Origin of the sequence: Filimonas effusa (genome assembly GCF_004118675.1) — a bacterium.
Taxonomy (GTDB): Bacteria; Bacteroidota; Bacteroidia; order Chitinophagales; family Chitinophagaceae; genus Filimonas; species Filimonas effusa.
The window spans coordinates 383,460-406,431 of record NZ_SDHZ01000004.1; the positions used below are offsets into that span (position 1 = coordinate 383,460).

At 45.6% G+C, this 22,972-nt stretch carries 20 protein-coding genes and 1 tRNA gene; 11 read left to right on the plus strand and 10 right to left on the minus strand.

From position 1 onward, the window contains the following. Positions 1-145: 145 nt before the first annotated feature. From ESB13_RS21235 to ESB13_RS21250, 4 genes are all read right to left on the minus strand, one after another. The gene (locus ESB13_RS21235; RefSeq protein WP_129005706.1) at positions 146-2,239 is read right to left on the minus strand and encodes an exo-beta-N-acetylmuramidase NamZ domain-containing protein; all 2,094 of its coding nucleotides are present in this window, start codon (positions 2,237-2,239) and stop codon (positions 146-148) included. Between the two features lie 14 nt (positions 2,240-2,253). Continuing rightward, the gene (locus ESB13_RS21240; RefSeq protein WP_129005707.1) at positions 2,254-4,017 is read right to left on the minus strand and encodes a RagB/SusD family nutrient uptake outer membrane protein; all 1,764 of its coding nucleotides are present in this window, start codon (positions 4,015-4,017) and stop codon (positions 2,254-2,256) included. Between the two features lie 27 nt (positions 4,018-4,044). After that, positions 4,045-7,254: a SusC/RagA family TonB-linked outer membrane protein gene (locus ESB13_RS21245; protein WP_129005744.1), complete on the minus strand. Its 3,210-nt coding sequence runs from the start codon at positions 7,252-7,254 to the stop codon at positions 4,045-4,047. A gap of 151 nt (positions 7,255-7,405) precedes the next feature. After that, positions 7,406-8,515 carry a FecR family protein gene (locus tag ESB13_RS21250; protein ID WP_129005708.1) on the minus strand — a complete coding sequence of 370 codons (1,110 nt, stop codon included), beginning with the start codon at positions 8,513-8,515 and terminating at the stop codon, positions 7,406-7,408. Positions 8,516-8,669: 154 nt separating this feature from the next. On the opposite strand from ESB13_RS21250, the gene ESB13_RS21255 reads away from it, so the two are divergent. Then, positions 8,670-9,308 (plus strand): hypothetical protein, encoded by a 639-nt coding sequence (locus ESB13_RS21255; RefSeq protein ID WP_129005709.1) that lies wholly within the window; start codon positions 8,670-8,672, stop codon positions 9,306-9,308. 33 nt (positions 9,309-9,341) lie between these two features. On the opposite strand, the gene ESB13_RS21260 is transcribed toward ESB13_RS21255, so the two are convergent. Beyond that, on the minus strand, positions 9,342-9,926 hold the full coding sequence (locus tag ESB13_RS21260) for an RNA polymerase sigma factor (protein ID WP_164974303.1): 585 nt from the start codon (positions 9,924-9,926) through the stop codon (positions 9,342-9,344). 128 nt (positions 9,927-10,054) lie between these two features. After that, complete coding sequence (locus ESB13_RS21265; RefSeq protein ID WP_129005711.1) at positions 10,055-11,059, minus strand: LLM class flavin-dependent oxidoreductase; 1,005 nt, start codon at positions 11,057-11,059, stop codon at positions 10,055-10,057. A 149-nt stretch (positions 11,060-11,208) separates the two neighbouring features. Between ESB13_RS21265 and ESB13_RS21270 the strand changes: the two genes are divergently transcribed. Then, positions 11,209-11,844, plus strand: a complete 636-nt coding sequence (locus tag ESB13_RS21270) for a hypothetical protein (RefSeq protein WP_220399735.1) — start codon at positions 11,209-11,211, stop codon at positions 11,842-11,844. A 474-nt stretch (positions 11,845-12,318) separates the two neighbouring features. Here ESB13_RS21270 and ESB13_RS21275 read toward each other — a convergent pair whose 3' ends face one another. Then, complete coding sequence (locus tag ESB13_RS21275; protein ID WP_129005712.1) at positions 12,319-12,690, minus strand: hypothetical protein; 372 nt, start codon at positions 12,688-12,690, stop codon at positions 12,319-12,321. 686 nt (positions 12,691-13,376) lie between these two features. Between ESB13_RS21275 and ESB13_RS21280 the strand changes: the two genes are divergently transcribed. The 3 genes from ESB13_RS21280 to ESB13_RS21290 all read left to right on the plus strand — a co-directional run bounded on the left by ESB13_RS21280 (position 13,377) and on the right by ESB13_RS21290 (position 15,740). Beyond that, positions 13,377-14,822 (plus strand): hypothetical protein, encoded by a 1,446-nt coding sequence (locus tag ESB13_RS21280; RefSeq protein ID WP_129005713.1) that lies wholly within the window; start codon positions 13,377-13,379, stop codon positions 14,820-14,822. A 278-nt stretch (positions 14,823-15,100) separates the two neighbouring features. Beyond that, a complete protein-coding gene (locus ESB13_RS24335) occupies positions 15,101-15,286 on the plus strand; it encodes a type II toxin-antitoxin system HicA family toxin (protein ID WP_129005714.1) in 186 nt (61 codons plus the stop codon). A 43-nt stretch (positions 15,287-15,329) separates the two neighbouring features. Beyond that, the gene (locus ESB13_RS21290; protein ID WP_129005715.1) at positions 15,330-15,740 is read left to right on the plus strand and encodes a MerR family transcriptional regulator; all 411 of its coding nucleotides are present in this window, start codon (positions 15,330-15,332) and stop codon (positions 15,738-15,740) included. A 419-nt stretch (positions 15,741-16,159) separates the two neighbouring features. On the opposite strand, the gene ESB13_RS21295 is transcribed toward ESB13_RS21290, so the two are convergent. Next, positions 16,160-16,369 carry a hypothetical protein gene (locus ESB13_RS21295; RefSeq protein ID WP_129005716.1) on the minus strand — a complete coding sequence of 70 codons (210 nt, stop codon included), beginning with the start codon at positions 16,367-16,369 and terminating at the stop codon, positions 16,160-16,162. Between the two features lie 78 nt (positions 16,370-16,447). Continuing rightward, positions 16,448-16,519, minus strand: a tRNA-Glu gene (locus ESB13_RS21300). 483 nt (positions 16,520-17,002) lie between these two features. Between ESB13_RS21300 and gap the strand changes: the two genes are divergently transcribed. From gap to ESB13_RS21330, 6 genes are all read left to right on the plus strand, one after another. Continuing rightward, positions 17,003-18,016, plus strand: a complete 1,014-nt coding sequence (gap, locus tag ESB13_RS21305) for a type I glyceraldehyde-3-phosphate dehydrogenase (protein WP_129005717.1) — start codon at positions 17,003-17,005, stop codon at positions 18,014-18,016. A gap of 74 nt (positions 18,017-18,090) precedes the next feature. Continuing rightward, complete coding sequence (locus tag ESB13_RS21310) at positions 18,091-19,299, plus strand: phosphoglycerate kinase (RefSeq protein WP_129005718.1); 1,209 nt, start codon at positions 18,091-18,093, stop codon at positions 19,297-19,299. A 159-nt stretch (positions 19,300-19,458) separates the two neighbouring features. Further along, positions 19,459-20,169, plus strand: coding sequence for a LolA family protein (locus ESB13_RS21315; RefSeq protein ID WP_129005719.1), 711 nt, complete (start codon positions 19,459-19,461; stop codon positions 20,167-20,169). After that, positions 20,147-20,647, plus strand: a complete 501-nt coding sequence (yidD, locus tag ESB13_RS21320; protein WP_129005720.1) for a membrane protein insertion efficiency factor YidD — start codon at positions 20,147-20,149, stop codon at positions 20,645-20,647. The genes ESB13_RS21315 and yidD overlap by 23 nt, the downstream gene beginning before the upstream one ends. Further along, positions 20,647-21,528: a hypothetical protein gene (locus tag ESB13_RS21325; protein WP_129005721.1), complete on the plus strand. Its 882-nt coding sequence runs from the start codon at positions 20,647-20,649 to the stop codon at positions 21,526-21,528. Before yidD ends, ESB13_RS21325 begins: the two co-directional genes overlap by 1 nt. After that, positions 21,491-22,300 (plus strand): tetratricopeptide repeat protein, encoded by an 810-nt coding sequence (locus ESB13_RS21330; protein WP_129005722.1) that lies wholly within the window; start codon positions 21,491-21,493, stop codon positions 22,298-22,300. Before ESB13_RS21325 ends, ESB13_RS21330 begins: the two co-directional genes overlap by 38 nt. A gap of 68 nt (positions 22,301-22,368) precedes the next feature. Here ESB13_RS21330 and ESB13_RS21335 read toward each other — a convergent pair whose 3' ends face one another. Then, the gene (locus ESB13_RS21335) at positions 22,369-22,827 is read right to left on the minus strand and encodes a TM2 domain-containing protein (protein WP_129005723.1); all 459 of its coding nucleotides are present in this window, start codon (positions 22,825-22,827) and stop codon (positions 22,369-22,371) included. Positions 22,828-22,972: the final 145 nt, after the last annotated feature.

Here is a 22,972-nt window from a genome sequence, read left to right on the forward strand (position 1 = left end):
AATACAAACAGAGAAGGGGGTGTATTCTACATAGGATACACCCTCTTTTTATTCGTATCCCTGATGGAGCCGGGCACCCATTTAAGCGATTCTCAGCGGCTATTTTTATTTATGAGCCAACCTCTTTTTTTGTGGCAGTTTGTTATTATTCATTTTCTATTGCTGCTTCTACGGGCAGGTGATCGGAGTATTGTACTTCAATGGCTTTTGACCAGATGGTTTTCAGGTGTTTGCTGATGAAGATATAGTCTATTTTTCTGTCGGGTTTGTGGGCGGGGAAGCTGAGCACGGATTGAGATACGGCGTCTGTGAATGCGCGATTCAATACACTGATTGGTTGTGCTGCGGGTGATGAATTCATATCGCCTGCGAGGATGACCGGGCCGTTGAATTGTTTTAATATTTCTGTTATAATGCCGGCCTGTTTTGTGCGGGAGGCTTCACTTCTATAGTCCATATGTACTACGGCTACGGATAAGCGTTTGTCTTCTGCTGTTTTGAGGTCTGCGATAAAGAATGCTACGGACTGTTGTGTAGCGGAGGCGTCTATGGGCAGGCGATGAAGATGGATCTTTTCTATGGGGAACTTTGATAACAGGGCCAGGCCGTATGCGCCGTTCTCAAAAGCGAAGTGGCGGACAAAAATATGATGCATGCCTGTTTGTGCGGCCAGTTCCGCAGCCTGATCCCTGTTGCCCGATCTGCGGCATACACTGTCTACTTCCTGTAATGCAACGATATCGGCACCTGAGCTTTTGATGCAGTCTGCCATTTCCTTCAGCTGGTCTTTTTCATCTTTGTCTGCGCCGTGATGGATGTTGTAAGTCATGATCTTCATTGGCGGAGCGGGATCGGGGTAGATGAGATATTTTTTCCGGGTGGTTTTATAGACTTGCAGGTCGTTTTGCCAGGAGGCTCTTATTACGGCTTCCGGCAGTCCCTGTTCTACCTGGCGCCGCAGCGTTGTGTTTCCTGCGAGCAGGTCGAAGTGCAGTTTGCTGTTGCTGGCGGAATCTTTTTCTCCGTTGAAGAAGTTTGATTTGTCCGGGAACAGGCGATACATGTTTATCAGCCATTGGAGGTTTAATTGTCCTCCGGGGCCAAATACTTCCGTGGGATAGTTGCGCAGGTCGGGGCCATAGCAGGTGTCGCCTTTGTGGCGGGGATCTTCGTTCATTCCTTTTATGGGAGCGGGTACAAAGGAGAAAGCATATTGCGCTTTAAGTAAGGGATGCCCGATGGCCTGAAAAGGAAAATAAGTGCCCCTTCCGTCGCTGATAGCTGTGGCGCCGAACCAACATAGTGATGGATAGAGATAAATGGCTCTAAGGGTATTTAAATTAGGGGAAGGGGGGATTGAAAAATGATAAGGCTGGCCGTGGCGGTAGTTTGTCATTTTTATTACCGTCAGGTTACAATGAACGTTGTTGCTTAGCCAGCGTTCGCCATTGATCATTTGCGCGTATTCGCCGATGGTAAGTGCGTGTACAATGGGGATAGGGTGCATACCTATGAAGCTTTCGAAGCCTTTCTGCAAAACGGGGCCGTCTATATAACCATCGTTGGGGTTGGGGCGGTCGAATACGATGAGGGGAATGCCTTTTCCGGCGCAGGCTTCCATGACGTAGTGGAGGGTGGAGATGTAAGTGTAGAAGCGAACGCCAACATCCTGCATGTCGAACAGCATCAGGTCTATGTTTTCGAGTTCGCGGGAGGTGGGTTTTACATGTGTACCGAAGAGTGAGACGACGGGGAGCGCAGTGCGTTCATCTTTACCGGATGCTATAGCGGTATTGGCTGCAATGCTTCCGCTGGCGCCGTGTTCGGGGCCGAACAGCCTGACTACTTTCATTTTATGTGCCAGCAATACATCGACACTTCTTTTGCCGTTTATGACGGAGGAGTGGTTGGCTACGAGGCCGAGGCGTTTGCCTTTTAGCAGGGGCAGGTAACGGTTTAGTTGTTGTATGGCTGGGATACCGCTGGTTGTATCGGTTTCTGTGCCTGCTGTTGTTGTTACGTTTGTTGTCGTTGTTAGTGTTGTGTTTGCTGTTGTTGCGTTTGATGTCGTTATTGTCGCTGTGTTTTTTGTAACTGTTTTTGCAGCGTCTTTTGCGGTTGCGTTTGCTACTGTTGCTGTGTTTGCGGTTTGGGGATTTGCAAAGAGCGATAAGGAGCAACAGTTAACGGCAAGTGCCAATGCACCTGCCGTTAATTGAGTAAATAGTTTTGTTTTCATTTTTATCAGAGCGTTTATTCCCATCCTTTATTTTGTCCGAGTTTGGGGTTTAGAACATAATCGGCGTTTGCGATGGGCCTGAAGTATTTCTTATCGGGAAAGCTTCTTTTTTCATCGTCGCGCCAGGTTACAAAGCCTTTGGTGCCTTCGGTGAGGCGTGCTGCGCTGCCGTCGATGACGTAGTAAACAACGCCGGGGACTTTGGTGGCCGGGATTGTTTTTACGAACGATACGTCGGGAGTGCCATTGCCATCGAGGTCCATTGGCTGGTCCATAGCCGGAACATAAATGCCTTTCCATTGCATTTCGAGTAAATGACCTTTTTTCCAGCGCAGGAGGTCGGCATAGCGGAAGCCTTCATATACCAGTTCTATGCCCCTTTCGCGGCGGATCTCCAGGAGGAATGGGTCGGAGATCTCCGGGAAATAGACCTGTTGCAGGTATTTGTCGGCCGTTGCTGGCGGTTGTGTGCCGGTGCCTGCGCGTTTGCGTAATGCTGCTATGGTTGTGTTCCAGAGGTCGTTGTTCATTTCTCCCAGTTCTGCTTTTGCTTCGGCATAGTTCAACAATACTTCAGCGTATCTTATCAAGGGTATGGCGTTGAAAGCTTCGGCTGTGCCATCATAGTATTTATCGTCGAGGCTGTACTTGTAGATATGATAGCCAGTGAATGTATAGCCAAAGTTAGGTGGTGCTGCGGTTCCGTCGCTTCTTTTATACCCGAGCGCTCTTATAGTTTGTGCAAGTCGTGCATCTCTTCCGTTCATTTCCCTCACAAACTGGATGGTGTCGAAGCCTTCTTTATCGGTGAAGCGGGAGCCGTCGGTGTTCAGGTAAGTGTTGATGAACTGTTTGTTGAGGCCCCAGCGGGCGCCATAGGTGGCGCTGCTGAATTTCCAGGTAATATCGTGCCACTTGCGTAAGGCGTTGTTGTATACTACTGCCCACAGCACTTCCTGTGATACGGGTGCTTCTGTTGTAAACAATTTGCGGTAGTCGGCGCGTGGGGTGGCGGTGTTATAGATGCTGTATTGCTTTCCGTCGATCACCAGTTTTGCTGCTTCTGCGGCCTGTTTCAGCCATTCTGCTGCGCTGGCTGTGAGGCCCAGCTCCGTATGGTATTTGCGGAAGGTGCCTTCGAAGAGGCAGACCCTTGATTTGTAGGCCAGGGCTACCAGTCGTGTAACCGTAGAGGCGCTGTTGTCTTTGGCATCCCTGATATGAGTGCAGGCGAAGTCGAGGTCTTTTAATACGGAGTCCATGACCAGCGTTCTGGGGTCGCGGCCTTTATAAAGCTCATCGATATCGCTTACATCGAGCGGGGTGGAGTACCAGGGAACATCGCCATAGGTTTTTACTTTATCGAAATAGAAATAAGCCCTGAAGAAGCGGGCCAGTCCTTCGTAATGGTCGCGTGCTTCCTGTGCGATAGCGGGGTTATGCATTTTCTGCAGGAAGTAGTTGATGTTCCTTAGATCGGACCATGACCATGCGGCCTGGTCGACAGCGGAAAAGCTGCCGGCTATGAATGCAGGAGAGTTTGATTTGGAGGTGTAGTCGCCCATTTCATCGGCGATGGCAACGGATAGTCCTGTGGGTACTGCCTTTTCATAGAATGAATTGGCGTAGAGTTTCAGTTCTGCCTCGGTGCTGAAGAAGGAGGCTGGCACCAGTTTATCGAAAGGCTCTTTGTTTAAAAAGTCTTTGGTGCATGACAGGGCGGTAACAACGCAGATTATTACTGCAAGTAGTTTTGTATTTCTGTTGAATGATTTCATTACAGTAAATATTTATTACAGGTAGTATTAGAAGTTAAGGTTCAGGCCCAGGGTGGTTGTTTTGAGCATGGGGTAGGCATAGCCCTGACCGCTATTGTTGAGCAGGTCGCCTACGGGGTCTTCTATCACTTCTACATCTATGTTGCGTGTGTACTTATACATACCTGATAAGGTGAACAGGTTTTGTGTAGAGAAAAAGACAGAAGCTCCTGCAAGGTGCAGGCGTTGCAGCCATGCCTGTGGCAAGGTATAATCTATGGTAAGCGTTTTTAAGCGCAGGTAGCTGGCGTTTTGCAGGTAACGGGTTTGAGGTGCGCCCAGGGAGCGGTTGGCGGCGTTGGCGGCATAACCTCTTAAGCGTGGGAAATAGCCGTTGGGGTTTTCTTCTGTCCACCTGTTGTTCATCATTTTTTCGGACTGGTAGCCGTAAGGGCGGTTGTATAATCCCCAGAAGAGGCCTGCTTCCGGTGCAAAGTACCAGTCGCGTTTACCGATGCCCTGGAAGAATGCCGAGATGCCGAAGCCTCTCCATTTGGCAGACAGGGTGAAGCCAAACTGATAACGGGGGGCGTTGTTACCTATGATGCTTCTGTCGCCGGGTTTGTAGATGGTGTTATCTCCCTGGTTAATGAAGCCATCGTTGTTGACGTCAACGAATTTGATATCACCGGGTAAGAGTTTGCGGTTGTTGGAGTTTTGCAGGAAGTCCTGGTTGGCATGGTGTGCTATTTCATCTGCGGAGGTGAACAATCCTGCTGTGGTATAACCCCATATTTCGCCGATGGTATGGCCTACGTAATAAGTAGAAGCCAGTGTTCCTGTAGGGTTGTTGAACCTGGTGATCTTTGATCTGCTATCCCATAAAGAGCCTGTGATCCCGTATTCGAATGGTTTACCCATCAACCGGCCTTTGTCGCGCCAGGACAAAGAGAATTCCCAGCCTTTGGTTGACATATCGGCGTAGTTGCCGTAGGGTACTGTTGCGCCAAAGGTGTTGGGTAAGGGCTGACCTGCGGTGAACATGTCTTTGGTGTTGCGGTTGTACCAGTCGAAGCTGGCTGTCAGGCGGTTTGACAAGGCGGATACGTCCATGCCGAGATCGAATGTGGATGAGCGTTCCCAGGTAAGGCCTGCGGGGATCACACCGGGCAGTTGCGTGTAGTTGTCCTGGATGCCGTTGAGGATCACACTCATCTTACTCACGTTCATTTGTTCGAGGTAGCGGTAAGGCTGTACATTGCCATTACCCAGGGAGCCGTAAGAGCCTCTTATCTTCCAGTCGTTCAGCCATGAGCGGGTGCTGCTCATGAAAGCTTCTTTTGTAATGCGCCAGCCTGCCGATACGGAGGGGAAAAAGCCATAACGCTGTTTTGCGGGGAATTTGGAAGAGCCGTCGTAGCGGCCATTTACCTCCAGAAGATAACGTTCCCTGAATGCATAGTTGAAGCGGTAAAACAAACCCAGGTAAGCCCATTCATTACCGCCGCCGGTGATGGTATAGTTGAGGCCATCCATCAGGTTGAAGTCGGGCCTGTTTGGTACGAGGAGGCCGTCCCTGCTGGCGTTGAAGATCCTTGTGGTTGAGGTTTCAATGTTGGAGCCGATCAATGCTTTCAGGTCGTGCTGGTTGCCGAAGTTGTTATGGTATTCGGCTGTAAAGTTGGAGGCGATATAATTCCTGTTGTTGGTAAGCTGTTGCAGCAGGCTTCTGCCAAGCCTCGATACCTGGCCGGGAGCAGTGCTATAGTTCACGAAATTGTTGACCCTTGTTTCTTCATTTGTTTCGCGGGAATAAGTGAAGTCGCCTTTGACGGTGAGATAGTTTTTCCAGGGGCGTGCTACCAATCCTATGGTATTCCGGAAGTAGACATTTTTTGTTTTCGACTTATTGTTACCGTCGATAAAAGCGCCTATGCCTGAATATACGCCCGTATGAGAAAGAGTACCATCGGGGTTGTAAATGGTTGCCATAGGGAAAGACAAGAGGTCCATCATACGCCAGATGGTTTGGTTGTCCCTGTCGGCAAGCATGGGATAAGTATAGGTGTAGTTCGATAGCTCGAAATTATTTTGTGCGGTAAGCCAGGGGCTGATGGCTATTTCGCCTTTTGCGCGGAGGTTGTATTTGTTGAATTTATCGGGGTTGGGTTTGAAGATGCCGTCCTGGAAATAGTAGCGGCCTGATAAGAAGTAGTTGGCTTTTTCGGAGCCGCCTGCTACGTTAATGGCCTGTTCTGTAGAAGGTATATTGTCGTTGTATAGTTCTTTATACCAGTTGGTGTTACCGAAGTATTCATACCTGCCTAATGAGGCGTTATACTCTACTTTTGAGAGCGCGGGATTTTCGTCGTGTTCGCGCAGCCTGTCGAGATATTCCAATGAGAAAGGGAAGATGTTGTTAACTACGGTAGGGTGTGAGTTATAGTCGTACCAGGCGTTGAACGATTCGTCGAAGTTTTTGGCCCAGGTATAGCCGTTGGTAATGAGGTCGGGAGTAACGGTGCGCTGGTTCATGGAGTAGCTGGAGTTGACGTTCACTTTTACGGTGCCTTTTTTGGGTGATTTAGTAGTGATGAGCACTACGCCGAAGGCAGCTCTTGAACCGTAGATGGCAGCGGAGGAGGCGTCTTTCAATACGGTAACACTTTCTACGTCATTGGGGTTGATGAATTCGGGGTTGCCTTCTACACCGTCGATGAGCACCAGTGCGCTGCCGCCGGCGCCTATAGAGGTGGTGCCGCGTATGTTATATACAGCGCCTCTTGTGGGGCTGCCGTCGACCATTTTGAGGTTGAGGTTGGGGAGGGTGCCTTGCAGTAATCTTGTAAGACCCGGCGCCGGCCTGTCTTCCAGCACTTCCGACGTTACCTGGGATACGGCGCCGGTTACCATGGCGCGTTTCTGGGTGCCATAACCTGTTACTACTACCTCGTCGAGCAGTTTGTCGGCTGTTTTGAGGTTTATGAGCAGGCTATTGCCGATGCCGGCGCGCATGATGAAATCTTTTTGCTGGTAGGCGGCGTACCCGATTGCTGTGCAGCTGATCTGATACTTTTTACCTGCGGTGAGTCCTGTAAAGCTGAATACGCCGTCTTTGTCTGTTACGGTAGTACGTTTTTGCGCTGTTGCCGTTTCTGTAAGCACTACGGTGGCTCCCTGTACGGGTTCTTTGCCTGTGCCCAGTACTGTTCCGGTGAATGAAGTTGCCTGAAAAGCATGAGCTGTGACAGCTGTCATGAATAAAATGCAGCAGCTGCATAAGCGATGAAGCCAAAGCTGCACAGGCAGTTTTTTCCGCGATGGTTGTAACATAATTGGTTTCGGTTTATGAAAAGTTTGCCCCTTCTGCCTTATGGAGGCAGTTGACAGGGAGAAAATGAAATCCTGACTATTTATTAAAAATTATAATTGAGTTGTTGTCGTGCCTGAACTGCAGGCTATTCATATTACATATGGATGTAAGGATCATATCAAGCGGATCAGCTGCTTCGAAGCTTCCTGTAAACCAGCGCTGCGACATTTCTTTTTCTGCAAAGCGGATAGGGGTATGGAAGCGTTGTTCCAGCTGACGGAACACTTTGTTAAGCGGTTGTTGTGCAAATTCGAATGTTCCTGTTGCTGCCAATGTATCTGGCGCTGTGTTGCCGGCCGCTACCGCTGTTTTCCGGTTTGGCGCAGGTAGTATCAGCTGTGCCGTGTGCTGCAGCAGGTTGATGTTCAGCTCCTGCCCGGGAAGGAGGTAGGTGGCTTTCGCCATAAAATGATCCTGCGAGGTGCCGTCTATTTTTACTTTACCTTCTACCAGTTTTATTTTAAGAAGATGACTGCTGCTTATATCTATACGGAAGATGGTACCTAAGGCTGTGGTGCGGGTAGTGCCTGCTATTACGTTGAAGGGCGCTTTGCTGCTTGCGGCAACATGGAAACGGGCTATACCTGCGGTAAGTGTTATTTGCCTGTTGGCAGCGCCATAGTTATTGTTATAGCTTATAACAGCGCCGGGTTCCAGTAGTGCTGTTGAGCCATCGGGCAGTGCTACTTTCCTGGATATACGGGTATTGTTCTTCTCTTCGATAAAACTGTTCTTGTGTTGCGGAGAAGATTTGGCTGGTAATACGGCTATCTTATTTTCATTGTTGTGCGGGCGTTGAATGAAAAGGAATAGTGTTGCCGTCGCCAGTACAAATATTGCTGCAACAGCTTGCCATGCTGCTGGCCTTATCGGCCAGCGTGTGCTTGTTATCGTGCGTATATTGCCAGCCTCTTCCGCGCTGTGTTCCTGGTTGCGTTGTGCTATTTTATGTTGTAATGTTTCGAGCTGGTTTTTAAACCATTCGTCTGAAGCTGACACTTCTTCATTGGTTTCAAGCGAATGATCCCAGGCTTGCTGTAAACGTTGTTCCCACCCTGTTTCGGGGTAGGAGATCTTTTCCAGTAATGCCTTTTTTTCGGCATCTGATGCTTGTCCTGACCAGAATGATTGTATTAACTTGTCCATATGCTTCCGATATTTCTAAATACTCAGGAAGGGGAAGAATCGAAACGGATTTTGTGTTACCAAATTATTAACAGCAGCGGGTAAAATATACCGGTGCCTAAATTATTATTCTTTTGTAAATGTGGAACTTTGATACAATCCCTAAAAAAGTATTATGACCTTAAATAATCAACGTGCTCCCAGGTACAGGATGCTATTCCGGAGTTTACTGGTAATGACTTTGGTTGTACTGTTTAGTTGTAATGAGGTTGTGAACGAGCAACCGATGCAGTCTGTAGCAGCTGATTCAGCTATAGCGCCGCCCGGCAGTGTTTACGACAGCGTTGAGCAAGCGGAGTGGGGCGCTGCTATCGCGTATTATGAGAAGTGCAGACTGCAGGCTTTAACTGAAAAGCAAAGAGATAAGTCGTATTTTTTCAGTATCAAAAAGAAAGGCACTGCGATAGATGAAATTGCTGTGAAGTACCTGGGTGATATTGTGACTACGGCAAAAGACACATTGAGGATCGTAAATGCTATCAACTATGCTGGCCCGTCTGAAGGAGCGCGGCGTGCAACGGGCAGGGTTTTTATTTATGATGTTACAAGCAGGCTGATAGGTTCTTATTATTTAGGCGGTGCGGATGGCGTTCCTGTGAAAGTAGAAAACGGCGCCATGGTGTTTAAATATAATGATGTATCCTGTGATAAAACAACTACTATAAGTTTCAGGGATAGCATACCTAAGATGATCTATATAAAATGTACTGCGCACGGCGGTAATATCTATCATTTTGAGCCGGCCGGCAGCTGAGGGCTTCTTTTGAGAGAAGCAGGTGTGAGATTGTTACCCGACGAAAAACAGCAGCAATACTGTTGCTATAGAAGAGGCCCCCGGAGCTGTTTGCAGGTAGGTTCTTACCAGGCGAATAGATTGTTTCAGGTACTCTTTAACGGTTGCCGGGCTGAGTTCGAGCTCGGAGGCTATTTCTTCTACTGATTTTCCTTCAAACTTATTCAGCTGGAATACTTCTTTGCGTTTATCGGGAAGTTGTGCCACGGCGTTTCTTATAATGGATAACTGGTGACTGGTGATCTCTTCCTGATCGATAGTTGTGTCTGCGGTTTGCAGTATGGCTACTTCCTGTTCTGAAACGAAAATAGATTCTTTCAGTTTTTTGCGCAGGCAGGATATCGATTTGTTGTGACTCACCACGAATAACCACGGGGCGATAGATGCAACGTTTTCTGCCTTGTGCAGGTTGATCCATAAAGCCATGAATACTTCCTGGAAAACATCTTCGACGCCCTGCGGGTCCTGTATTATTTTACAGATATTGGCATAGATAGCCTTATGATACCGCTGGTAGATCTTATTGAAAAAATCCTGGTTTTCCTTGTTAAGGGTGGTATGTTGCTGACGGGTGAACACGCTGGATAATGATTTGCAGATGCCGGTGGCTATCTGGCAACAAATCTATTCCAGTAGTTTGCGCTATCAATGTTATCTTTTTATGAATGCGGTGAAGGCATTACTGTCTGCTTCGGCGATCTATTGTTTTACCATTCTATACCGGCCAGCAATTCGAATGATTTCAGCCTGTCTTCGTGCTGGTCGCAGATGGTGGCTACCATGATTTCATCTACGTCATATCTGTCTGCCAGGTCCTGCAGTTTTTGTTTCATTTGCTGAGGGGTGCCGCATATCATGCGATCCCTGTTATAGAGGATGCGGTCTTGTTCTGCTGCCGTATATTCTGTTTGCAGGATTTCTTCGTAAGAAGGGGGAGGTGTTGTCAAGCCTTTTTCTATGTTGAGGATGCGTGCATCCATTTCGATCTGCCAGCGTCGTACTTTTTGTTCGTCTTCGGAGCAGAAGGCAAATATGCCTACCTGTGCATATGGTTCTGAAAGTGATGCTGATGGTTTAAAGTTGGTGCGATAGCGCTCTACTGCTTCGGGACCTCCAAAGGGATTGATGAATTGTGCAAACGACAATGCGGTGCCGAAGTATGAAGCAAGCTGGCTACCACCGCCGCTCGAGCTCAGCATCCATAGTTCGGGAACTGTTGGCGCCTGTGGTATGGCTTTTATTTTTTCGTGCACTGTTCCCGGCTCATTGCTGTCGTTTAAAAATCCGCGCAGGTCTTTGATCTGCTGGATGAAAGCGCGTTCGTCGAATTCGTTCGAAGGGTTTAAGACATGCGCTGTATAGCGATCGCCACCGGGTGCACGGCCAATACCGAGGTCGATACGGCCGGGGAAGATGGTTTCGAGCATCCTGAAGTTTTCGGCTACTTTCAATGCGCTGTGGTTGGGGAGCATGATACCGCCTGATCCTAATCGTATGCGTTCTGTTTCTCCTGCAAGGTGGGCTATCAATACTTCCGGCGTTGAGCCGGCCAATAAAGTGAAGTTATGATGTTCGGAAACCCAATAACGGGTGTATCCTAATTTGTCGGCGTGTTTTACCAGGTCTACGCTTTCAAGTATTGCTTCTCTTGCGTTGCTGCCTCTTCTTATCTGCGATTGATCCAAAATACTCAGTCTTATCTTTCTGCCCATATCTGCACTTATTTTACCTGTAAAGGTACCATAATGTTGTTTTGCATGGGGGGCGGTATCATGGCTGTAACCTGCTCCCGCTTGCAGTCCGGCAAGAAAATTGCAGAAATGGAGCTAACTAATCTCCTCAATAAAACCAAGATCGCCCTATGTTTAAACAGAAACTGACCGCTACACTGGTATATACTTTTATGGTTGTTCTGGCTGTTATCACCGGTTTATCAAGCAAAGCGCAGTATGTGCAACCTGAAAGAGATGATACGGTTCGCCTGATGGCAAAAACGCCTTTCGATACGTCGTACGCGAGGGCTGCATTGGCCAAAGGAACGGGAACTATCAAAGGGGTTGCTTTTCAGCGAACGAAAAATGGTTATGGTATGAAGGTGGGGAAACCCATTTATGCGCGTAACAGTAAGATCCTGTTGTTTCCTGTAACACCTTATTTTCTTGAATTCCTGGAATTGAAGAAAAAGGAAAATCCCAAGAAGCTGAAGTTTGCCTACCTCTCGAAAGAGGCCTGGTTCTTCAGGCTGGAGGCTATTTCGAATAGTGCGGGAGAATTTACTTTTCCTGATATGAAGCCGGGTAAGTACTACCTGGAATGTGTGCTTAACTGGTCGACAACGGGTTCTTACAACCGATATACGGGTACTGGTTACAATAATTACGGTGGCAGCACCAACTATTATACCCGTGAATATTATACGCGCAGCCATAGTGATTTGCTGTCGAAGTTCGTAGAGATAACGGAAGAGGGGCAGGTGCTGGAAATTAAACTAAAATAGCGGAGTGGTATAGAGAGGGCCGTTCTTAGTGTTGCTAAGGGCGGCTTTTTCGTTTTGAGGTGAGGGTGAATAGTGGCGGGGACGCATGCTGAGATGGAATATTGCTTTAATACTGGTTGGATGCGGCATTATTACGGGCATGTTTCGGGCTGGTTGCGGCTCCATTGCATATTGATAGCTGCTCTGTAACGGGCTTGTCCCGGCTATATAAAGCGTTCTTTTTCGGAGATGTGTTTTATGGCTGATTTCCTGCAAGGCAGTGGGCTGTTTGCGGGGTATAACATATGGGGAGGGCAAAGATATTCATTTGAGTTTGCCGGAGAAGAGCGTGGAGGCGTTGGTGTGAACAGGATATGGTTTTGGGGTTATTAGGCAGAAGGCATTGATAACGCCAGGTCCAGGGGGGATGGAGGGAAGCAAACGGGGCGATATTTTGCATTCCCTGTTTTTATAAGTGGTTATAGCAAGGCTGGTTTATTGCTGTGTTTGCTGTTCGAGCTGTTCGATAAGTTTGCTTTGTACGGTGATGGTGTATTCCAGTGCGGCAATTGTTTTGTCTTTTTCGGCGCAGAGGTCGAGCAGGAAGCTATCAGGAGATGCGAGTTCTTTCCTGGGTATCATATCGCCGGTGCCTGAGAGGAGCCAGTTGGCGTTTACCAGATGGGCAAATTCTCTGACGGTGCCTTGCAGCACTTTCAGGCCTACCTCAGTACGTCTTTTATTGATTTCGGTCATCACGGAAGAAGCGATGCCGAGTTTTTTGGTGAAGTCAGATGCGTTTTTAATAATTTTTTTGTCCAGCAGGTAGTTGTAAAATATTAAAAATCTATCTGTTACATCTTGCATTAATAAATATTTAAAGAATTTTGTATTAAATGATTTCTTTTTACAGAGCTTTGTATTCTAGCCAGCGAATACCATCCATGTCTTATAGCAGATTAGTACGGACGGCCTAAGGTAAGTAATTATTTTCGGGCTGTTATGTGAGTGTATTCCCTTATTTGTGGGCATTAAAGTGCCCTGTAAGTGTTGATTTTCTCCCTTATTCTGCAGTATAACGGTCAAAATCTCTTTTTTGTGCAGGGCGAGCATGATCAAGCGGGTTGATGGGGCGCTGTTTTCTTACTATTTAAACCCGTTTACCTGTGTCAGTTTCAGTTATCATCGCCCTTATTGCTTCAGGCATTGCCTATACTTTCCTTTGTATTAAGAACGCTGAAATAGCTCCGGATGATGAAGAGGGGTTTTAGGAAGACCATTTTTAGTCTGCTGCATTTTCATTTCTGCAGCTATGTCCTTATACACGCAGAACAACGAAATATCTTTGGAAGTTCAGAACATATATGTAAATTCATTCACGTTGTCAGAAAATTGCGTGTCAAAGTGCTTTTCTTTTAAATATGCCCAACTAATAAGTTGTTTAAGCTCTCAGAATTTATACCTAGATAGATGATATCTGCTACACGGCTTACTATTTCTTCGAATAATTATAAGAAAATATCTTTGATTATTATCGATCAAATTAATAAGCTATGCTTAGAGTATACTGCGATAGCAATATTTTTAGATACCTGAAACCAGAACACCCGTCTTTTTCTAAAGACTTATTAGAGGCATTCGAAACACTTAGGGATAAAATGGTATTTACATTTTCGGAAGCCCACTTCAACGACCTAAAGGATTCTGATCCTGACTATGCAGCGAAAGATTTGGTATTAATGGAAAGGTATGTCAAAGATCATTATTTTAAGCACGACTTCATAACGTCCAAACAAACCGTGTGTTGTTTAACAACTCCTACCTACGGTTTTAATCAATATGACTGGGATGCTTATAGAAATGCGGGACAAAAAAATATGTTTGATTTGGATACCTTGTTTCCGGATTCCGAGGAAGATGAACTGGGGCTTATGAAATTATTGAAACAATCAATGGGCTTATTGTATGACATGCCAGTTAGTCCATTGATACAGAACATGAATATTGACAAGATGGAAGGGGGCCACAAAGAATACTTTCAAAAATTGCTACCCAATTATAGCGAGAGTATGACTTTGGGAGATCTTATGAGAGGTCTATGGCCCTATGGGCAAAAGCTTTTAAATGACCCACAGGAACTTAGTGCATTGCGCAAATATATCTCAGAATATGAGAATAGGGATGATTATAGCTTTGAAAAATGGGGAATGGATTTTAATGAACGGCTGATGGACACTAGTATGGGGAAAACATTTGAAGAGTTTATAAACGGCTTACTTACAGAAAATCAAAAAAGTAATCTTTATTATAGATTTAATTATACTTATACATTGCTTGAAATGTATAACATTACCCAGGAAAGAATTGGTCGAAAAGGTAAACCCAAAAAATTCAATTTTGAAAGTCTTAATGTGGATGCACTACATGCCTGGTTCGCATCATTTAGTGATTATTTGGTTACTGATGATAAAGGGATGCAGGTAAAAGCAGCCATTACTTATCACCTGTTAGGCATTCCCACGAAGATTTTATCGTCTGCAGATTTTTTAAATCTGTATTTGAACTTTAATGAAGAGGAGGCTGCTAGTAATCTTCTTACTAAAGTAATCAACGATGTAAAAAATCAGCACCTGATTAACGACGTCACAAATAGGAACTTATGTTGTAAAACATTTAAATCTACCCAACATTATCTAAATTATGCTAACCGTTTTCAAATAGTTGAATTTGAAAACGAACTTCATATTACTCTTTATTGTTATCGTGAAGATTATATTTACGGGTATATGTATGCCGAAGTGAGGGTCTTGGTTAACAAATTGCTCCATATACTAGGAATAGATGACGAGAGTAAAGGAAGCTTTGAATTGCCATGTGACGATATACCGCCGGGTACTGTGATTAGAAAATGGACCAAAGATTTATTGACTTGGAGTATTGAAGCTTCAGATAATACTCATAATACGCTTTTTATTAATATAAAGCTTCCTAAGCCGTAATGCAAAATTCTTCAGTTTTGGTTAGAATTACAACAGTAATTAACTACCAAAACGTACTGTCTATAACTGATGAAGGCTTATATATCTTCAATAAAATTACAGCAGCCTTTGGATAAAAAACATGGAGGACGAAAGGCATCAAGCTAAATTGATTTTTTGATCTGGAAATCATGTGATTATGTACTTTCTCTTTTGCGCTTATACTGATGTTGTTAAGGGAAGTATCGAAAACAATACAATTAGTTGTTGTGTAGGTATTGTTTTCGTTACTTTGTATCATGAAAGCACGGGACGTGATTAAGATTGTCGAGCAAAGCGGATGGTACTTTGAACGGCAGCAAGGCTCCCACAAAGTATTCAAACATCCAACCAGATCGGGGATAGTAGTAATTCCCGATCATGGTAAAAAGGATGTTCCGGTAGGCACTCTTAATTCTATTCTAAAACAGGCAGGGCTAAAATAGCCCTGACCTGGCTTTCATAACTCTTTTTAAAAATTTCTACGTTATGAAGCTTCAAGTGATTATTGAAAAAGGCGACGATGTCTATGCTGGTAGAGTTGAGGGGCGTAAAGATTTTTTACCAGTTACAATGGCCGATGATATTCCGGGGGTTCTGCAAAATTTGAAAGAGCTTATTGAGGATTACAAAAAGCATGAAGGAAAAGGCGATAAGTTCTGGGATAAGATTAATGTAGAAAATCTGGAATTTGATCTGGTGTACGATCTGCAGGTGTTTTTCCAGGAACATGAATACCTGAATATTGCTGCTATTGCTCGCCGGGCGGGGATGAATGAAACGCTTTTGCGGCAGTATGCGAGAGGGTATAAGTTCCCGTCTGCCGAGCAAGCAAAGAGAATAGAGGCGATAGTTCATAGCATTGCCAGTGAGCTGCAGTCTGTTTCTATAGGTGTGTAGCTATCGTTTTAAAAATGGTATTATACCGTTTCATCCTGTAGCTATCAAGATTTTTGACATATTCTTGTGTGCCTGAGATAGTATAGGGGTGGCTCCATAAATAAAATTAGCTTTAATTGTTAACGGATAGCCTGCGTTATCAGGCATGCGAAAGAGAAGTTCGTTGTATCGGACTTACGATATATGGTACTATGAGGGATTGAATTGTTTCTGATAACTAATTTCTATGAGCTGAGGCTGCATGAACTGATTGTTTTGAATTAACGACTCCAATTACTGTTATATCATTGGTATTGCAGAACTATGGATTGTATAACAGGCGGTATGGTTGTAAGATGTTATACCGGAATAGTTTATTTGAAAGTGGCTTCATATTGCCATGTGTCCGGTTTTAAAATCTTCGAAGTCTTTTGCGAGGATCATTGTGCGGGGCTTATTCTATTCAAAGCTGACTTGTTCATTCGCTGCCCTTTCGTAAGCATTTGAGATATAAGAAAGGTTACTGCTTCCGCTCTTTTACGAACAGGCTGTGATAGCCAGTAGGTAAGGTCGTTCAAGCCGTCTGCGGCTTCTTTCATTTTTACCCTTCTCACTACAGGTGCTATATTTCTGGTATTAGGTTCCTGCATACTCAAATTTAATTAAATCCATTGATCTCTAAAAATCCGGGCATAAAAAAAGCCTCTCTAATGAGAAGCTTTTTTTTGTAGCGCGTACGGGAGTCGAACCCGTCATTCCTCCGTGAAAGGGAGGCGTCTTAGCCGATTGACCAACGCGCCATCGTATTTTTTTTCTTTTCACCCTCACGCTTTTCGTGATTGGGAGTGCAAAGATAGGGTTATCTTCATTTCCTCCAAATATAATTTGAGTTTTTTTGAAAAAAGTTTGAATAACAGAAAGTTAGCAGGTTACAAACAAGGACTTTTTGCCCCATAAATCTTATCTGTCCAGTAAAGGGGATAAGTGGTGTATTTCAGGACGGGCGTGCTTTTCAGCTGGATGGGTTGTTGGAGGCGGGAGTGAAGGGCGGCAAGTCTCCAACCTTGTCCGATGCGTTAATTTTTTTTGAAGGTCAACAATTTCCGGGGCTGCTCTGTTTAAAATGTCCAAATGACACGATCTCCGGCAACGATCCCGGAAAGTGACATAAATGATTTGAAGAACGATATTTGTCATCTTATGGGATGATATAAATTTTGTATGCAGTTCATACAATACCTGTAAATTCGCGATGCTTTTATAAAACCAATAAACTTGTAATCATGAGCACAGTAAAAGTTGCGATCAACGGTTTTGGACGGATTGGTCGCCTGGTATTTCGCCAGATCTATAACATGGAAGGAATTGAAGTAGTAGCTATCAACGATTTAACGAGCCCTAAAGTATTGGCACACCTGTTAAAATATGACAGCGCTCAAGGTCGCTTCGATGCCGATGTTACTTTTTCTGACAATTCAATCACTGTAAATGGTGAAGAAGTAAAAATATATGCACAGAAAAACCCTGCTGAAATCGGTTGGAAACAACACGATGTAGACGTGGTTCTGGAATGTACCGGCTTCTTTACCGATAAAGCAAAAGCAGAAGCTCACCTTGCTGCGGGTGCTAAACGCGTAGTTATTTCAGCTCCTGCCACAGGCGATCTGAAAACTATCGTTTTCAACGTTAACCACGATATTCTCGACGGTAGCGAAACTGTAATCAGCTGCGCTAGCTGTACTACCAACTGTCTGGCTCCTATGGCCCAGGTTCTGGAAAAATCATTCGGCATCGTTGCTGGTACTATGACTACCATCCACGCTTATACCAATGATCAGAACACACAGGATGCTCCTCACGCGAAAGGTGATTTGCGTCGTGCCCGTGCTGCTGCACAGAACATTGTTCCTAACAGCACTGGTGCTGCTAAAGCTATCGGCCTGGTATTACCTTCTCTGAAAGGCAAACTGGACGGTTCTGCTCAACGTGTTCCTACCTTAACTGGTTCTTTAACTGAACTGGTTACTGTTCTGGGTAAAAAAGTTACTGCAGAAGAAATCAATGCTGCTATGAAAGCTGCCTCTAACGAAAGCTTCGGTTATACTGAAGACGAAATCGTAAGCTCCGATATCATCGGTATCAGCTACGGTTCTCTGTACGACGGTACACAAACCAAAGTGATCAATTCCGGTGACGTTCAACTGGTGAAAACTGTAAGTTGGTACGATAACGAAATGAGCTACGTAAGTCAGCTGGTTCGTACCGTTAAATACTTTGCAGGCTTAATCAGCAAATAATAAATAAGAAGCCGGACCACAAACTCCGGCTTTTTATTTGCTTTCTTCTTTACGAACCATTTGAAAAATTATTTATGAGCAAATTCTCAGCATACAATTTTGCCGGTAAAAAAGCTTTGATAAGGGTTGATTTCAACGTACCTATCAAAGGCGGAAAAATTACCGATGACACCCGTATCAAGGCTGCATTGCCTACTATCAAGAAAGTATTACAGGATGGCGGCAGTGTTATTCTGATGAGCCACTGGGGCCGTCCTATCAAAGACATGGAGAAGAAACCTGAGCTTACCAAAGCTGATTTTTCTCTGGAACGCGTGGTGAAACATCTGTCCGATTTGCTGGGTAAAGAAGTGATCTTTACCGCTGATTGCATTGGTGAAGACGCTCAGCAAAAAGCTGCTGCGCTTCAGCCCGGCCAGGTTTTGCTGCTCGAAAACCTCCGTTATTATAAAGAAGAAGAAAAAGGTGGCGCCGACTTCGCCGGGAAATTGGCGAAACTGGGTGATGTTTATGTAAACGATGCCTTTGGTACTGCGCACCGTGCGCACGCTTCTACTGCTGTGATCGCCCAGTTCTTCCCTGCCGACCAACGCGTATTTGGTTTGCTGATGGAAGCTGAGGTTACCAGCGCCGAAAAAGTATTACACCAGTCCGAGAAGCCTTTCTGCGCTATCATCGGCGGTGCTAAAGTTTCCGATAAGATCCTCATTATCGAGAACCTGCTCGAAAGGGCTTCCGATATCATCATTGGTGGTGGTATGGCTTACACTTTCATGAAAGCCAAAGGCGGCAAAATAGGTAACTCTCTTTGCGAAGACGACCGTTTGCAAACTGCGCTTGAATTGCTTGATAAAGCGGAGAAGAAAGGTGTTTGTATTCACCTGCCTGCAGATTCTATCATTGCCGATAAATTTGACGCGAACGCTGAAACTTCTACCTCTACCAGCGACAATATTCCTGATGGCTGGATGGGCCTCGATATCGGACCTATTGCTGCCGACCAGTTCGCCAATGTGATCAAATCATCCAAAACCATTCTCTGGAACGGTCCTATGGGTGTATTTGAAATGGAGAAATTCCAGAAAGGAACCAAAGCGGTTGCTACTGCCGTGGCTGAAGCTACACAGTCCGGCGCTTTCTCTCTTGTAGGCGGCGGTGACAGTGTTGCAGCTGTTAACCAGTTTGGTTATACTGATAAAGTAAGTTATGTAAGCACCGGCGGTGGTGCCCTGCTCGAATATTTCGAAGGCAAGGAACTGCCCGGTATCGCTGCTATCAAATAAGACCGGCGTTTTATATTGCCGGTTACTTGTTAGAAAGAAACCAGATGCATTGCGGCTGTTCCTGTACCGGAACAGTGCAATGCATTTTTTCTTACCGGCAGGTACTGTATTTCGTATTTTCGCTGCTGTAGAACCTGAACCCAACAACCTGAATCCAACATGAAAAATCTACTACGGCTTTCCGTGGCTGCTATTGCTGTTACGTTCCTGGCGTCTTTTGCGCCTTACAGCTTCGATAAACTTTATGCCGAGATGGAGACGCGCCAGTTGAAGGCTGGTAAATATGTTACCATTAAAGGAGAGGTATGCTACTCTTCGTCCGGCGATATGATCACCCATTATTCCCTTCCCAGGAACTATGTTCTTGTTTCCAATAAACAGGGAGAGGTGAAGTTGTATGAACCTGCCGCCAACACCGTGATATTATCACAGAATACGATGTTCAGCTCTCAAACTTCTTTGTTCTATTATTTTCTTTCCGGTAAAGCGGCCGATATGGGGCTTACAGAAATGGGATATGTGCAGGACAAGGTTTACCGTGATAAAGAGATGCTGGTATCGGAATGGCGTTTGAAGAAGCCTGCAAAAAAAGAGCTGGTGCAGAAGATAAAACTGGTGCATAAAGACCAGAACCCGGTTTATATGCACTACCAGGATGCAGGCGGAGCTATCATTCGCAAGGTGTATTATTATGGCTACACTACGCTCGATCATATCAGCTTTCCCGCTACAAGCACTGATATTACTTTCCAGGGGAAAGATTCATCGGTTTCGAAAACTGTGTTTCATAATTTTAAAATGAATCAACAGGCCAACAGTCCATATTTCAACTTTCAGATCCCTGCCAATGCGAAAATCAAACGCCTTTAAATCCAGGCTATTCCTCTATTGCCGGCTGGTGCTTTGCGTTTCTTTTTTCTCCTGCAGTTGCTTTTGGATAAAAGTTCAGGCGCAGTCGGCCGGTGATCTTGAATTGATTGGAAGTACTCATTTTTACAGTGCTGCACAGGAGCGTCATTACAAACGTGCCGGTAACAGCAACAGCGTGTTGCGCATGCGCAGCAAAAGTTTTGTAGCTGCTTACAACCCCTTGTCGCTGTCTATGAAGGGGGCTATGTATTTGTACCAGCATGTATTTACACTGCAGCTTGCCCGCAGTTGTCCTTATGAAATCACCTGTTCCAATTTTGCGAAACATGCGATCCATGATCATGGTATTGTAAAAGGGATGTTACTGGCTGCCGACAGGGTTATGCGTTGTAACCGTATTGCTTTGCTGGATGTACCTCCTATGAACAGGGATGAACATACCGGCGCTATCAAAGACGATTTAAACTTATACGAATAATGAGGCTCCTGTTTCGTTTTGTGCTGCTGCTGGCGGCTATACTTACTGCCGGTACCGCTATAAGCCAGTTGCGCGATACAGCTGCTTTTTCTACTGAAATACGTTTTGCCCGTTACCTGTTCGATAAGGAATTATATACTGAGGCAAGTTATGTATTGGATCAGCTGCATGACAGCGCGCTGCAGCGTCCGCAGCGCGACTCGCTTTATTACTGGCAGGGATGGATCGCTTATTCTACCAAACGGCTGCCGTATGCAGCAGAACGTTTCCGGCTGGTATCGGACTCCTGTGACCTGGCATCTAAAAGCCGCTTTTTTGAAGCTTATTGTCTTGCTTTTATGAGGGATACTGCGGCTGCCGGCAGGGTGTTGTTATCGCTGCCTGCTACCGACAGCCTTACCCGTGAAATGGTAAGTTTTCAGCAGGCAGGTATCAGCTTGCTGCGGCGCGACTATGCACAGTATAACGCGCTCCGGCAAAACTTTTCCTACGCTTATTATTTTATGGAGGCGGAAGAGAAGCGGATGGACGATTACCGCGATAAGCTTGGTATGGCGAGAAAGAAATCAGCTTTTCTCGCAGGGTTTTACAGCGCCGTTATTCCCGGCGCCGGGAAAATTTATGCGGGTAAAAAGAAACAGGGCATCGGTTCTTTTCTGCCTGTTATATCACTGGCTGCGCTTACTTATGAGGCGTATAACAGGGGAGGGGTTAAGAGCGCCCGTTTTATTGGTTTCGGGTCGTTGTTTTGCCTGTTCTATACGGCCAATATATGGGGCAGTGTTATGTCGGTAAAAGTTACGCAACATGAAAGGAATACTTATTATGATAACAAGATATTATTTGACATGCATATTCCTTTGCGCAACCTCTATCGTTAGCGCCCAGGGATATAGCTGGATGAACATTGCTGATTCTTTTTATAGCCAGGGAAGGTACTTTGAGGCATCTGTTTACTGCGAGCGGGTGTTGTTTGCGCAGGAAGGCGGGCGGGCTACGGAAGAGGCTGTGTTCCTGAAAATACAATGTTATAAACAGCAGCGGGAATACCTGAAAATACCGCGTTTTATACAAACGGTGCAGCAGTTGTTCAGCGCCGATAGCCTGCAGCAGGCGCTGGCTTATGAAACGGCTTTGGCCTATTACCTGGCGGGCGATTTCGACAATGCGCTTGCTGTTGCGGACCGTGCTGTTTTACGGTTTGCCGGTGCCAATGTTGAGAGGTGGGCAAGTTTACTTAGGATATTATCCTTAAATGAGTTGAGGAGATGGGATGATGCCGCAGCTATAGCGGGCAAGGCTGGTTTTTTAAGTGACAGTGTGCAGTATTGTTATGCCAGGCAGCCTCATCTGAAAAGTGAAGATAAGGCTGCCTGGCTGGCTACTTTCATTCCCGGCGGTGGTCATTTCTATGCGGGGAGAGCAGCAGAGGGACTGGCTTCCATAGGCATACAGGCGTTGGGTGTTTATTATGGTATTATCAGCTGGCAGCAGAAGCATTATATTTCGGCATGGCTTGTAGGCGGGGGGATAGCAGGTTCCTTTCATTTGGGGGGAGTACGCCGTGCGCAGGAACTGGTGCGTATCTATAATAACCGGAAAGCTGCTGCTTTTAATGAGCAGGTGAAGCTGCAATTGCTGCGTTCGTTTTGAGTTTGTCAAAAACAAAAACAGGCCATATCATGACGATATGGCCTGTTTTATTAAAGCATTGTTTTGTACTACCACATAAAGAACCTCGGATTATCAACATATTCGCTGATGTCGCCCGAGTTAATGATCAGTACTACAAAGTCGACCAAAGGCACGATACCGAAGATACCACCGCAGGTTAAGATATAACCGATCCAGGTGAAGGTAGCGGTACCCAGGTAAATACGGTGGATACCAAGGCCCCCCAGGAAGAAGTCGAGTACGATTGCCAGAACGGGACTTTTGTCGTTATAATATACCGCGCTTTGCTGTTTTTTAACAGCGGCAGCAGTATAAGTGCCGGTGGGGTCGAATTCTGCGACAAGACCTGCTGATGGCTGGCTCACGTCTGCGCTATTGGCAAACAGTGTTTCTACCTGGTTGTCGTCGATAACATAATCTGAGGAAGCCGCTGCTGTATTTTCTGCAGCGTAGCTTGAAATAGCCAATGAGCATGCAATTGCCAATGACAATAGTGCCTTTTTCATGATTGTTGGGTTTAAGGTAATAATTTTGTCAAATATAAGGTCCCTTAGTTAATGTTGAAAGCCTTGCTAACAACTCCCGGAAAATTAGGGGTGAATGAAAGTTTCCGGGACCTTTTGGCACTCATTTTCAACCATTCTTCCACTT